General features: G+C 36.2%; 15 protein-coding genes. 13 read left to right on the top strand and 2 right to left on the bottom strand.

Annotated features, from left to right (window positions below; translation table 11 throughout):
* The first annotated feature begins 2 nt into the window (after window positions 1–2).
* The 5 genes from BUC16_RS03665 to BUC16_RS03645 all read left to right on the top strand — a co-directional run bounded on the left by BUC16_RS03665 (window position 3) and on the right by BUC16_RS03645 (window position 5,356).
* Entirely contained in the window at window positions 3–1,385 is a 1,383-nt protein-coding gene (locus tag BUC16_RS03665) for an NADH-quinone oxidoreductase subunit N (RefSeq protein ID WP_073368012.1), read from the top strand.
* Window positions 1,386–1,550: 165 nt separating this feature from the next.
* The gene (locus BUC16_RS03660) at window positions 1,551–2,984 is read left to right on the top strand and encodes an MBOAT family O-acyltransferase (protein ID WP_073368011.1); all 1,434 of its coding nucleotides are present in this window, start codon (window positions 1,551–1,553) and stop codon (window positions 2,982–2,984) included.
* A complete protein-coding gene (locus BUC16_RS03655; RefSeq protein ID WP_073368009.1) occupies window positions 2,984–3,862 on the top strand; it encodes a hypothetical protein in 879 nt (292 codons plus the stop codon). Before BUC16_RS03660 ends, BUC16_RS03655 begins: the two co-directional genes overlap by 1 nt.
* A gap of 10 nt (window positions 3,863–3,872) precedes the next feature.
* The gene (locus tag BUC16_RS03650; protein WP_141226070.1) at window positions 3,873–4,316 is read left to right on the top strand and encodes a YqhG/Tai3 family protein; all 444 of its coding nucleotides are present in this window, start codon (window positions 3,873–3,875) and stop codon (window positions 4,314–4,316) included.
* 41 nt (window positions 4,317–4,357) lie between these two features.
* Complete coding sequence (locus BUC16_RS03645) at window positions 4,358–5,356, top strand: Gfo/Idh/MocA family protein (protein WP_073368006.1); 999 nt, start codon at window positions 4,358–4,360, stop codon at window positions 5,354–5,356.
* Window positions 5,357–5,407: 51 nt separating this feature from the next.
* Here the strand turns inward: BUC16_RS03645 and BUC16_RS03640 are convergent, their stop codons facing one another.
* The gene (locus BUC16_RS03640) at window positions 5,408–6,004 is read right to left on the bottom strand and encodes a T9SS type A sorting domain-containing protein (protein ID WP_073368005.1); all 597 of its coding nucleotides are present in this window, start codon (window positions 6,002–6,004) and stop codon (window positions 5,408–5,410) included.
* A 184-nt stretch (window positions 6,005–6,188) separates the two neighbouring features.
* Between BUC16_RS03640 and BUC16_RS03635 the strand changes: the two genes are divergently transcribed.
* A complete protein-coding gene (locus BUC16_RS03635; protein WP_073368003.1) occupies window positions 6,189–7,061 on the top strand; it encodes an AraC family transcriptional regulator in 873 nt (290 codons plus the stop codon).
* Between the two features lie 94 nt (window positions 7,062–7,155).
* Here BUC16_RS03635 and BUC16_RS03630 read toward each other — a convergent pair whose 3' ends face one another.
* Window positions 7,156–7,737 carry a hypothetical protein gene (locus BUC16_RS03630; RefSeq protein WP_073368002.1) on the bottom strand — a complete coding sequence of 194 codons (582 nt, stop codon included), beginning with the start codon at window positions 7,735–7,737 and terminating at the stop codon, window positions 7,156–7,158.
* 468 nt (window positions 7,738–8,205) lie between these two features.
* Here BUC16_RS03630 and BUC16_RS03625 point away from each other — a divergent pair, with 468 nt between their 5' ends.
* The 7 genes from BUC16_RS03625 to BUC16_RS03595 all read left to right on the top strand — a co-directional run bounded on the left by BUC16_RS03625 (window position 8,206) and on the right by BUC16_RS03595 (window position 12,561).
* Entirely contained in the window at window positions 8,206–8,922 is a 717-nt protein-coding gene (locus BUC16_RS03625) for a DsbA family oxidoreductase (RefSeq protein WP_073368000.1), read from the top strand.
* Between the two features lie 219 nt (window positions 8,923–9,141).
* Window positions 9,142–10,416 carry a Y-family DNA polymerase gene (locus tag BUC16_RS03620; protein WP_073367998.1) on the top strand — a complete coding sequence of 425 codons (1,275 nt, stop codon included), beginning with the start codon at window positions 9,142–9,144 and terminating at the stop codon, window positions 10,414–10,416.
* On the top strand, window positions 10,407–10,847 hold the full coding sequence (locus BUC16_RS03615; RefSeq protein WP_073367997.1) for a LexA family protein: 441 nt from the start codon (window positions 10,407–10,409) through the stop codon (window positions 10,845–10,847). Before BUC16_RS03620 ends, BUC16_RS03615 begins: the two co-directional genes overlap by 10 nt.
* Before the next feature lie 179 nt (window positions 10,848–11,026).
* Window positions 11,027–11,365: a type II toxin-antitoxin system RelE/ParE family toxin gene (locus BUC16_RS03610; protein WP_073367996.1), complete on the top strand. Its 339-nt coding sequence runs from the start codon at window positions 11,027–11,029 to the stop codon at window positions 11,363–11,365.
* Complete coding sequence (locus BUC16_RS03605) at window positions 11,347–11,661, top strand: helix-turn-helix domain-containing protein (RefSeq protein ID WP_073367994.1); 315 nt, start codon at window positions 11,347–11,349, stop codon at window positions 11,659–11,661. Before BUC16_RS03610 ends, BUC16_RS03605 begins: the two co-directional genes overlap by 19 nt.
* Before the next feature lie 100 nt (window positions 11,662–11,761).
* Window positions 11,762–12,154 carry a hypothetical protein gene (locus BUC16_RS03600; RefSeq protein ID WP_073367993.1) on the top strand — a complete coding sequence of 131 codons (393 nt, stop codon included), beginning with the start codon at window positions 11,762–11,764 and terminating at the stop codon, window positions 12,152–12,154.
* Window positions 12,155–12,324: 170 nt separating this feature from the next.
* Window positions 12,325–12,561 (top strand): hypothetical protein, encoded by a 237-nt coding sequence (locus BUC16_RS03595; RefSeq protein ID WP_141226068.1) that lies wholly within the window; start codon window positions 12,325–12,327, stop codon window positions 12,559–12,561.
* Window positions 12,562–12,647: the final 86 nt, after the last annotated feature.

The following is a 12,647-nucleotide window of genomic DNA, read 5'->3' as shown; positions in this document are numbered from 1 at the left end:
AAATGAATACATTAATAGCTATAACAGGATTAGGTGTTTTATGCCTTTTATTTGAAATTTTAAATTTTAGAAAAGCCATCGTTCCAATAACGATTATTGGATTATTGGCCATACTTGGATTAACCGTATCAGAATTCAATTTACCGGAAAGTTATTACAATAACATGATTGTGGTCAGTAAATTCTCGACTGTGTTTTCATCATTGTTCATTGTTCTTACTATTTTATTGGTGGCTTTGGCACACGATTTCTACGAAGATCATCCAACCAAAATCTCCGATTTTATCGCCATCAAAGTATTTATGCTGGCTGGAGCAGTTGCCATGGTTTCTTTCGGAAACTTGGCCATGTTTTTCCTTGGAATCGAAATTTTGTCTATTTCGCTTTATGTGCTTGCCGCAAGCAACAGAATGAATTTAAAAAGCAACGAAGCTGGAATGAAATACTTCTTGATGGGTTCTTTTGCTTCGGGAATTATATTATTTGGAATTTGCCTTATTTACGGTGCCATGGGATCTTTTGACATTGCCGAAATTAGTGATTGGTCGCGTTCCGCCGAATTGCCTATTTGGTTTCCAATAGGAATTTCATTGGTTACCATTGGAATGCTTTTCAAAATTGCGGCAGTTCCTTTTCATTTTTGGGCACCTGACGTTTACGAAGGTTCACCCGCTTTAACAACTGCCACAATGAGTACTTTGGTAAAAGTGGTTGCCATGGCAACGCTTTACAAACTATTGTCTGCCATGAATATTGACACAAATGAATATATTTCGACAGCCTTTATCAACATCATTGTTGTACTTTCAATTGCTTCGATGACTGTTGGAAACATAATGGCGTTGAAACAAACCAATGTAAAACGTATGTTGGCTTTCTCCGGAATTTCTCATGCAGGTTTTATGTTGATGGCTTTGTTGAGCATCAGTACTTCGGCAGGAAGTTTGTTGTATTATGCTTCGGCTTATTCATTGTCTGGAATTGCTGCTTTTGCCGTGATTTTATACGTTTGCAAAAACAAGGATAACGAAAACATCGAAAACTTCAACGGATTAGGAAAAAACAATCCATTGATGGCTGCAGTTCTTACGGCTGCTTTGCTTTCGATGGCTGGAATACCAATCTTTGCCGGATTTTTTGCCAAAATGGTTTTGTTCAATCAAACCATTGAAGCAGGCCATTTAGTGGTTGTAATTGCAGCGGTAATCAACTCCATCATCAGTGTGGGTTATTATTTCAAATTGATTTTGGCGATGTACAGCAAAGAGCCGAATGAAGCAGTTGCCAAAACTCCTTTCGTGTTTTATGCAGTAGCCGTTGTTTCCATTCTTTTGAATATCGTTTTAGGTTTGTTCCCTTCTGCTGTATTGGATTTATTGGGATAAAGTCAGTATGATTACAAAATAATTTAACCGCAGATTCGCAGATTTTTAATAAATTTTAAATCTGAGAATCTGCGGTATTTTTTTTAAAATATAAGATAATAAACCATCCTGCCAAAAGCGTGATGGTTTTTGTCTTCATTATAAAATATATTATATAACTAAAACATGTTTTTTAACTCGCTAACATTTGCTGTTTTTCTACCCATAGTTTTTCTACTCTATTGGTTTGTTTTTAGTAAAACTAAAAGCTCGCAAAACGCATTTCTGATTGTGGTGAGTTACTATTTTTATTCTTGTTGGGATTGGCGTTTCTTGTTTTTATTGCTTTTTTCTACCTTAATTTGTTATTTCACGGGAATCCAAATAGAAAAAAGCACCAAAGAAAGAGACCGTAAATTTTGGTTTTGGTCCAGCCTTACGGCCAATATTGGTTTCTTGGCAATCTTCAAATACTATAATTTTTTCGCCGTTTCATTGGCCGATGCATTAAGCAACATTGGATTACCGTCCAGTCCGCTTTTGCTGAACGTGATTCTCCCTGTCGGGATTTCTTTTTATACTTTTCACGGTTTGTCGTATGTAATTGACATTTATTACAAAAGAATAAACTCCGAGAAAAATGTGATTGATTACGCTTTGTTTGTGAGCTATTTTCCGCTTTTGGTGGCTGGTCCTATCGAAAGAGCCACGCATTTATTACCCGAAATAAAACTAAAAAGAAGCTTCGATTTCGAAAAAGCCAAAGAAGGTGTTTACCAAATCATTTGGGGATTGGTTAAAAAAGTAGTCGTTGCCGACACTTGTGCTACTTATGCCAATGCCATTTTTGACAATTACACTTCAATGAACTCCTTGTCTTTAATTTTGGGGGCAGTGTATTTTGCTTTCCAGATTTATGGCGACTTTTCAGGCTATTCGGATATGGCTTTGGGAATGTCCAAATTGTTCGGTTTAGACTTGTTGCGTAATTTCAATTATCCTTATTTCTCCCGAGATATTGCCGAATTCTGGCGTCGCTGGCACATATCGTTGTCATCCTGGTTTCGGGATTATTTGTACATTCCTCTTGGCGGAAGCCGTGGAAGCAAACTCAAACAAGTCCGCAATGTATTCATCATATTTGTGGTAAGTGGTTTTTGGCACGGAGCCAATTGGACTTTCGTGGCTTGGGGATTTATTAATGCGATGTATTTCTTGCCTTCATTGCTATTGGGAACAAACCGAAATAACATTGAAACGGCTGAACTGCATTGGGATTTCAACTCCATAAAAGTGTTCTTTAGCATTCTTGCCACTTTCTCCCTATCGTGCCTAGCCTGGATTTTTTTCAGGGCAAACACCATCCACATTGCTTTCGATTATATTGGTAAAATTTTTACAGACGGAACTTTTACTTCACAATTCCTCCAAAACCAACGTTACAGTTACGAATTACTATTATTGGTTCTTGTTTTTGTTGTAGTGGAATGGAACAGCCGATTCAAAATAGAACCCATTTCAGGAAAATACAGCTGGCTAAAAATGAGTTTTTGTCTCTTGGCAATTATCGCTTTGGGAACGTATGCCGATTATAAAGAATTTATATATTTTCAATTCTAATGACAAAATTTATAACATTAGTTGCCAAAATTCTGCTCACGATTCTAGTACTTTTAGTAGTACTGGACTGGGCTTACACGACTGTTTATTTACATTCTTCCAATCGTGGAAAAGTGGAAAACGTGTTCAATTCCAAAGCCAGAAATTATGACATCATAATCTTGGGTTCATCGAGAGCCAACAATCATTTTGTACCCGAATTATTTGAAAAGAAAGGACTGAAAACCTTCAATTATGGAATGAGTGGCGCCCATTTATTCGAAGCTTCCCTTATGTTGAAATTAATGGCGGAACGCAATTATAAAATCAAAACCGTTATTCTGGAAGCCGATTTGGGTCTTTGCAACGAAAAAGAATCCGAAGCAATTGCTGCGAAATTCCTGCCTTACATCCATCATTCTGAAATCATCAAGAATCATTTTTCTGGTCAGGAGAACTTTAATGAATTGTATTATATCCCTTTTTACCGTTATATCGATTTTGATGCACTGATTGGTTTCCGAGAAATCTACAATACTACAATAGGCACACCCACGAATATTTTGGACCATTTGGGCTATCATCCTTTGGGTCACAAACCCGGAAACATGAAGAATGACATTAGAGCTTTGAAACCCATTCGCAACAAATATTACGAGGAAATAAAACAAATTTGCAAGCAAAACAATTACAACCTAATTACCGTGATGACGCCAATGTGTACCAATGTGAAAGGAATGGATTATTTTGAAAAAGCAAACCAAATTTATCCCGAAATTCACAATCTGGAAAATGTCGTAGAAGGCGATCAATATTTTTCTTCCTGCGGACATATGAATGATGCGGGAGCGAGGATGTTTACGGCGATAGTTATCAATACCTTTTTTGAAAAAAAATAAAATCACACCTATGAAAACAAAAATTTATATGGTAATATTTATGTTTGGAATCCTTTTTTCAAACATAATATATTCACAAGAAAAACAAAAAGAAAACAATTCTTCAGACAAGGAAATAGTTGAAATGTTGAAAAACTTCTACAGAGAATATATTACTGAAAGTGATAAAATGCCTGTTAATGATGAAAAAGTAGAATTAATCAAGAAAAAATACTGTACTTCAAAATTATTAAAAAAAATGGGGTTAATAGAATTCGATTCTGATCCTTTTCTAGACGCACAAGATATTGAGCCAACATTATTGAAAACTATTAAATTTTCTAAAGAAAAAAACAGTAATACCTATAAAACCAGTTATCTCAACACTTTTAACAACAAAACTGTTTGTGTAAAATTACGAATTGTAAAAGTTAATAATACTTTTAAAATTGATGATATTATTGGTTTGAAATAAACTCGGATAGAAATATTCCATACTTACAAATTCAGAATAAAATGGCAAACAACACAGAAAACACAAAAATAATCCGCTGGGGAATCTTGGGATGTGGCAATGTCACTGAAGTAAAAAGCGGCCCAGCGTATCAAAAAACTGCAGGATTCAAAATCGAAGCCGTAATGCGAAGAGATGCCGAGAAAGCTGCCGATTATGCCAAAAGACACCACATCGGTAAATATTATTCGGATGCAGACGAGTTAATCAACGATCCTGAAATTGATGCCATTTATATTGCCACTCCACCGGACACGCATCATTTTTATGGTCTAAAAGTAGCTTCGGCCGGGAAAATTTGCTGTATCGAAAAACCTTTGGCGCCGAGTTATCAAGAAAGTCTCGAAATTTACGAAGCTTTTAAAACCAAAAATATTCCTCTGTTCACGGCTTATTACCGACGAACCTTGCCTCGTTTTGAACAAATAAAAACTTGGCTTGATACCAATAAAATTGGAGAAGTGAGATCTATTCGATGGAATTTGACCAAAACGGCTTCTGCCCAAGATTTGTCGGGAGAATACAATTGGCGTACCGATGCCAAAGTAGCTCCTGGAGGTTATTTTGATGATTTGGCGAGTCACGGTTTGGATTTATTCTGCTTTCTTTTGGGAGACATCAAAGAAGTTTCAGGTTTTAGCTTGAACCAACAAGGATTGTATTCCGCCAAAGACGCCATCACGGCTTGTTGGCTTCACGAATCTGGTATTACTGGAAACGGCAACTGGAATTTTGGAAGCCATAAACGAGAAGATGTTGTGGAAATCGCTGGAAGCAAAGGCAAAATAAGCTTTTCCATCTTCGAAAATGACCCAATTATTCTTTCCAATGAAGAGGGTGAAACGGAACTTTTCATCGAACATCCAGAAAACGTGCAATTGCATCACGTGGAAAGAATCAGGGAACATCTTTTGGGTAATCGCGAGCATCCTTCTGCCGATTCTTCTTCCGTACAAACCAGTTGGGTTATGGACAAAATATTGGGTAACTTATTGGAATAAAAAAAAAACAGCCCCAAAAGTAGAGCTGTTCTTTAATCCCAATGGCTTAAATTAATTGCTGGCAAAAGTTTTTGAATAAGACTTGTCTTTGTAAGTCATCACAAAAGTGTACTCTTCATCATTGATTTTGTTGATGTCAAAAACTTTTTTCACGTCTTGATCCAAGATTACGTCACTATCATAAACCTCGTTGTTCGCTTTGTCGTAAACTTTAATATTTACTGGAGATTTATCCAAGTTCAAGAAAGTTAATTGAATCAATCCTTTTTTGTTTACAAATGTAGGTTTGTAAATCTCTGAAATTGGATTGGCCGATAACGAAGCCGTTTCTCCAACAACTGAAATTTCATATCTGGAAATTTTCATGTCAGATTCCGCTTCCAAGAAATAAGTTCCTTCCGGCAAAGCTCTCAAATCATAAGTTCTATTAATATTCTTTTGAGAATCCACCTTTTCAAAGTTAATCAATTTCCCTTCTGCGTCGTAAATAGATAAATCAATTTTATTCATCTTGTTCAAAGCAAAAGTAACCATCTTCTTTCCTTGCTCTTTTTTTACATCCAATGTAAATTCAGCAGTACCAGCATACAAATTCATAGTCAATAATGTCACTCCCAACATTATACCAAATTTTGAAATCTTTTTCATAATCGTTGTTTTTAAATTTATAATGGTTTATTGAGTCAAAGATATTGCAGTAGTTTAGTGGAGAACAACACCCTGTTTTCTCATTTATATGCTATTTTACCTTTTACGAAAACGTTAAAGGTTAAAAAAGATAATTGCGTGTTATTTTGGGTTAATTTTGTGTTGATTCCAAATCCATAGTACGATGAAAAAGTTACTTCCTACTCCAGAAATTGTGGAACCCTCGTTCGGAAGTTCCTTCTCTATTACCCAATATGAAGGAAATTCAAACAACAAAGCCAATTTTTGGCATTACCACCCCGAAATCGAATTGGTGTATGTAAACGGTGGTGCAGGCAAACGCCAAGTGGGAAGCCATATCTCTTATTTTACCAGTGGCCTCGTAATTCTTATAGGAAGCAACCTTCCCCATTGCGGTTTTACGGATGAAAATACGGGAAACAAAAAAGAAACGGTGGTACAAATACCGCCAAACTTCCTTGGAACTGATTTTTTTGGAATTGCAGAAATGAAATCCATCAACCATCTTTTCAATCGAGCCAAAGCCGGTCTGGTATTTATTGGTCCCACCAAAAAAAGGATAGGAACCAAAATAGAACTTATGGCAAACCAGTTGCCGTTTGAAAGATTGCTCACATTGCTTTCTATCCTGAATGAAATGGAAGAAGCCACCGAATTCAAGGTTTTGAATGCCGAAGGATTTTCGATGGAAATGCAAATGCAGGATAATGACAAAATAAACACGGTCTTCAATTATGTGAAAGATAATTTCCAGGAACAAATCACCCTTGACGAAGTGGCTGAATTAATCAGCATGACGGTGCCTTCTTTCTGTCGTTATTTCAAAAAAATAACCAAAAAAACGTTTACCAAGTTTGTCAACGAATACCGTTTGGTTCACGCCTCCAAACTATTGGCGGAAAAACCCATAAGCATTACCGAAGTTTGTTTCGAATGTGGTTTCAACAACTTCAGCTATTTCAATAAATCATTTCAAGAATTTACGGGCAAAAGCGCTTCGCAATACCGAAAAGAACTGCATTCGGTTTTAGAATAATGGATGCGATGGTGACGGCAAAACAAAAATCCCGCTGATACAAATACCAACGGGAATTTCAACTAACTACTATTTAACTAACTTTTTAACTAATCTAAATATTTATTCTTACAGCCAAACTCCCTGTTACTTTGGTTTTTGTACCGTTAGTTCTGTAATAAACGTCATCTGGAACATTTGAATTTTGGCCGTTATCATAACCATGATTATTGTTGTCGTAATCATTTTGTCCGTACTGATACACTCTAGTTCCATTTACGGCTCCAACAAAATCAACTATTTGGCCACGATGGTTATAAATAATTTGTAAACCACCTACTTGTGTAAGTGCATAACGATTGTAAGCCATATAAACAGAACCTACTCGTTTAACTCTGTTATTTGCATCGTAATTTATCATTACATTCCCAACACGTCTTACTCTGCCCGCATAGTCACGATCTACTTTTACGCCATAATTTTCGCGTGTTCCATAAGATCGTTTTTCAACATTTCTTCTATTTGATTTATAATGCACGTCACCGTTTGAAGGGTGCGTATTAAAATCAAGTTGTCCGTCAGCGAATATGTAGAACTCAACGCCTCTTTCCATAAATACAATTGGATCGGCATTTCTAAAATCAACAGGAGATCTTCTACCGTTTCTATCTGCTGCATTGGCTACAATACCTCCCATAAGGAAAATACTAGCTACTAAAAGGGTAATTTTTTTCATGATATCTATAATTTGGGTTTTGCCTACTCGTGAGCTTTTCGGCGTTCGCTTTTCTAATTTGTTTGGTTGGGTATATCCAAGTAGCGTGCCAAAGATTTGAATCAGGGTTTTATGTTTTTAAACAATTAGTCATTTACAACATATTAACAAACTAAAAATCAATTGTTTAAAAAATAAAATTATTTTAATAAAAACTAGAATTTGGCTGTTCTTTAACTAAAACCCAACTTTGCATTATTTCTTTTTCTGGGGTTTTGACCAATAAAAAATCACTCGAAAAATTAAAATGTACGCAGATTCGAGTTTTCAAAACCCAAAATTCAACTCGAACGATTCCCAATAAAAACTTAAATTAAAAACAGCCAAAACCAGAATGGATTATTTTTGCAACACAAAATCAATTGGCTTAGCCAATAAAGGAATTGCAATATGGAAAATAAATTGAACATACAGATTTGGTCGGATATCATGTGTCCGTTTTGTTATATAGGAAAAAGAAGAATCGAAGAAGCTTTAAGCCAATTCGAACACAAAGAAGCCGTTGCCATCGAATGGAAAAGTTTCCAGTTGGATGCCGGTTTCATTCCTTCGCCGGAAGATAACGTCATCGAACACTTGGCCGAAAAATATAGAAAAGACACGGATTGGGCACAAACTATGGTGGACAACATGACCCAAAACGCCAAAACAGCGGGACTGGATTTTCATTTCGAAAAAGCCGTTTTGGCCAATTCCCACAATGCCCACCGATTGCTGCATCTGGCCAAAAAACATAATCTTGCCAACGAATTGGAAGAATTACTCTTCAAAGCCTATTTAACGGACGGCAAAGATTTAAACAATTTGGACACTTTAAGTGAACTAGGAACTGAAGTTGGACTCGATACCGAAGCTATTGCAGAAGTTTTGCATTCTGACACTTACAGCAAAGAAGTGAAACAAGACATTCAACAAGCCAATGCCATAGGCGTTCAAGGCGTTCCGTTTTTTGTTTTCGACAACAAATATGCTATTTCCGGCGCACAACCCACAACGGCTTTTTTGCAAACTTTGGAAAAAGTATGGCAGGAAGGACAATTTAATTCGAAAGTGACTCTGGTCAACACCTCGACCGAGAATAGTTGCGACATCAACGGATGTGATTAAACTGATTGAGACGCAGATGACACGGATACTACACTGATAAAAACGGATTTTAATTTTTATATTATTTGAAAAATCCGTGTTTATCCACGTTTTGCCTAGGCAATCCGTGTCTGTCATCTCGAGCGCAGACGAGAGACGCGTTCCATTTTTTTATCAACAATCCCCAAAATTAACTTTTCTTCCACACTTCAATAAGCGGCTATTCCGTAATTTTACAGAATGTATGCTTTAGTCGATTGCAACAATTTTTATGCTTCCTGCGAAAGGGTTTTCCAGCCCCAATTCGTGGGCAAACCCGTTGCGATATTATCCAACAACGACGGTTGCGTGATTTCCAGAAGCAACGAAGCAAAGGCTGCTGGCGTTCCAATGGGCGCTCCGGCATTTCAAATCAAGGAATTGGTCAAAGAAAAAAATATCCAATTGTTTTCTTCCAATTATCCGCTCTATGGCGATTTGAGCAATCGGGTAATGAAGATTTTAAACCAATTCACGCCAAATTTGGAAATCTACAGCATTGACGAGGCCTTCCTGAATTTTGATGGTTTGACTATTCCCGATTACCACTATTACGGCCTCCAAATGAAAACCCGTGTCCAGAAATGGGTCGGAATCCCCGTTTGCATTGGCTTTGCCGAAACCAAAGCTTTATCGAAAGTCGCCAACAAAATAGCCAAGAAATTTCAGGACAGAACAAAAGGCGTTTACGTTATCGACTCCGAGGAAAAACGCACCAAAGCCCTGAAATGGACCAAGATTGAAGACGTTTGGGGCATCGGCTATCGAATGAACAAAAAAATGAAGTTGAAAAACATCAAAACCGCCCTGGACTTTATCCAGCCACAACACGAAGCCTGGATCAGGAGAGAAATGGGCATTGTTGGAATGCGCTTGAAATACGAACTCGAAGGAAAATCGGTTTTGGACTTGGAACCCATCGTCGACCAAAAGAAAAGCATTACCATTACCCGAAGTTTTCCCAAACAAATTGCCGATTTCGATTTGTTGCGCGAGCGCGTGGCGACTTTTGCCTCGGTTTGTGCCGAGAAATTACGAAATCAAAAATCCTGTTGCCAAACGATAATCGTGATGTTGGTCATTGACAAACACAGCGTTCAAACTTCGAAATATTATTTTAATATGGCGGTTACGTTGCCTTTTGCGACCAATTCGACTTTGACCATTTCAAACACTGCGATTGACATATTGAAAAAATTGCACAAAGGAAACGAGCATTTAAAATTCAAGAAAGCAGGCGTAATCGTAACCGGATTGATTGACGAAAACAAAAAACAACTGCAATTGTTCGACGAGGAAAACCCAAAACATTTGGCCTTGATGCAAGCAATGGACAAATTGAACACCAAAATCGGCGACAAAAAAGTAAAATTGGCCTCCCAAAACTTGAGCCTGACTTGGAATATGAACCAGAATCATCTTTCGCCCAAATACACGACTAACTTCAACGATATTCTCGAAATACGATGTCAATAATCAAAGACCAAAAGCTGACGTTTTTTACCCCTGATTTTGAAAGCGAACTGCGAATTCCTTTCATAAAAGAAGGTGTTTCGGCTGGATTTCCCTCGCCTGCGGCCGATTTTATGGAGACCGGCATTGATCTAAACAAGGAATTGAGTGAAAATCCTTTGGCCACTTTCTACATAAAAGTCAAGGGTAACTCGATGATTGACGCCGGCATCAACGACAAAGATGTTTTGGTCGTTGACCGAAGTCTGGAACCCCAAAACAACAAAATCGCCATTTGCTTCATCGACGGCGAATTCACCGTAAAACGCATCCAGCTCGAAAAAGACTGTTTGTACCTGATGCCCGAAAACCCCAATTATCCTCCCATAAAAGTCACCGAAGAAAACCAGTTAATCATTTGGGGAATTGTGACTTATGTGATAAAGAAGGTATGATGAAAAGTAAACATATTCTTTAATTAATTATATTTGAATTGTCTGACTCTATCAATAATTCAAAAATTGTAATCGTGTTTTTAGATTAGGACAGAAACACAACCGAAACTAAATCAAGCGTTACACCAATAATAATTGTTATTTAGTAACGAATTAATTACATTTGCAAAAGAATTAATATGAGAATATTATTTATTACACCTGAATTTACAGCGTTTTTAGAAAGTTTAGACCCTTCAACAAAAGAAAAAATTTCTTATTTGTCCGATATTTTAACAACGCAACCCGTAATAAATACCAAAGTAGCAAAGAAATTAATCAATACCGATTTTTACGAGGTACGAATACAAGTAAAAAATGAATATCGAATTATTGTTTTTGCAATAGACCACGATAACATAAACCAAAGTAAAAACATTTTGTTACTCAACGGATTTATGAAAAAATCGACCAAGGACTACGATAAACAAATAAAAATAGCAACTAAAATTTTAATACAATGGCTAGACCAAAATTAGATTTAGAAAGAATAAAAAGGGAGTTGCCCACAGTCAACGACTATTTAGACGAACAATACGGAAAACAAGGAACTCCTGAAAGAGAAGAGTTTTCAAAAAACGCCTTGGCTTTTTACTATGGCGAATTAATAAAAGAAAAACGCAAAGAAAAACACCTTACCCAACAGCAACTCGCTGACCAAATAGGAAAAGAACGCGCCTATATTGCCAAAATTGAACAAGGAAAGACCGATTTGCAAATATCCAATTTTGTACAAATTATCAATGCGCTGGGAATGACTTTGCAAGTGAAGTAAACAAATCAAAAGCAGAAACATTATATACATTTATAAAATAAGAAAACTTATAAATGAGTACAGGCAAAATGAATATAATTCTTAATACTGCAACAGAATAATGAACAGACAAAACTATTTAAATCTAATCATAGAAACATATTTCGAAACAAAAAAACCTGTAACAAGTGAACCCGCAGAACCTATGTTCGATTTGCAAATGAAATTATTTCAACAAATATTAATTCGAAAACAAAAAGTTGCAGAACGAGAGGATTTTATCACAAAAGATGAATTTTTACTACAATGTGAATTAGCATTAGACCACCTAAAAGAATATGTGGGTTTACAATCATTCTTTGAGATAAATCGATTACATCAATACAAAAAAGATTTAGAAAACGGGAGATATGATGATCAATACAGCGTTTGGGACAACATCCAACCTGATTGGGAAGGAGAAAAACAAAAAACTCAAATTGAGATTGATGAATTTGATGAAGACAAATTTTAGTAGATTTATCAGGATTAAGTCTTGTTATTCATGGCAAAATTTGCAGTTACGACATTGAATTTCTTGAAGAAATATTTAATAACTTTAATGTTGAAACAGACCAATCTCAAGACCAAGAATCTGAATCCGTAGATTTATCTCAAACGAGTGCTGTTCAAAAAATAATCTATTTGAAAGAATTAGGCATAATTGATATGCTTCAGAAAGAACCATGTTTTATGAGCAGTGTTAATAATTTAGCAACTGTATTGAGTGCAATAACGGGTGAAAAAGTCGGAACACTACAACCCATCTTAAACCCAATGTTAAACAAAAGTAACGCACAAAAAAACAATCCATACAAATCAACATCAACCGTTGACAAGGTTAAAGCACAACTTACAAACTTTGGGGTTATTCTCAAATAATATTACTTATGGTAATTATTAGGGAATCCCTAATTTTTCCCTAACTGAAGTTTGCATCATAAACAATTAATCATTTTAATTTTATG

Origin of the sequence: Flavobacterium fluvii (genome assembly GCF_900129545.1) — a bacterium.
Classification (GTDB): domain Bacteria; phylum Bacteroidota; class Bacteroidia; order Flavobacteriales; family Flavobacteriaceae; genus Flavobacterium; species Flavobacterium fluvii.
The sequence above is the reverse complement of the archived record's forward strand: the minus strand, read 5'-3'. Positions and strand labels throughout refer to the sequence as shown.

Coding starts and splice junctions, on each gene's coding strand:
- BUC16_RS03665 (WP_073368012.1), top strand. CDS start 3: ATGAATACATTAATAGCTATAACAGGATTAGGTGTTTTATGCCTTTTA.
- BUC16_RS03660 (WP_073368011.1), top strand. CDS start 1,551: ATGTTTTTTAACTCGCTAACATTTGCTGTTTTTCTACCCATAGTTTTT.
- BUC16_RS03655 (WP_073368009.1), top strand. CDS start 2,984: ATGACAAAATTTATAACATTAGTTGCCAAAATTCTGCTCACGATTCTA.
- BUC16_RS03650 (WP_141226070.1), top strand. CDS start 3,873: ATGAAAACAAAAATTTATATGGTAATATTTATGTTTGGAATCCTTTTT.
- BUC16_RS03645 (WP_073368006.1), top strand. CDS start 4,358: ATGGCAAACAACACAGAAAACACAAAAATAATCCGCTGGGGAATCTTG.
- BUC16_RS03640 (WP_073368005.1), bottom strand. CDS start 6,004: ATGAAAAAGATTTCAAAATTTGGTATAATGTTGGGAGTGACATTATTG.
- BUC16_RS03635 (WP_073368003.1), top strand. CDS start 6,189: ATGAAAAAGTTACTTCCTACTCCAGAAATTGTGGAACCCTCGTTCGGA.
- BUC16_RS03630 (WP_073368002.1), bottom strand. CDS start 7,737: ATGGGAGGTATTGTAGCCAATGCAGCAGATAGAAACGGTAGAAGATCT.
- BUC16_RS03625 (WP_073368000.1), top strand. CDS start 8,206: ATGGAAAATAAATTGAACATACAGATTTGGTCGGATATCATGTGTCCG.
- BUC16_RS03620 (WP_073367998.1), top strand. CDS start 9,142: ATGTATGCTTTAGTCGATTGCAACAATTTTTATGCTTCCTGCGAAAGG.
- BUC16_RS03615 (WP_073367997.1), top strand. CDS start 10,407: ATGTCAATAATCAAAGACCAAAAGCTGACGTTTTTTACCCCTGATTTT.
- BUC16_RS03610 (WP_073367996.1), top strand. CDS start 11,027: ATGAGAATATTATTTATTACACCTGAATTTACAGCGTTTTTAGAAAGT.
- BUC16_RS03605 (WP_073367994.1), top strand. CDS start 11,347: ATGGCTAGACCAAAATTAGATTTAGAAAGAATAAAAAGGGAGTTGCCC.
- BUC16_RS03600 (WP_073367993.1), top strand. CDS start 11,762: ATGAACAGACAAAACTATTTAAATCTAATCATAGAAACATATTTCGAA.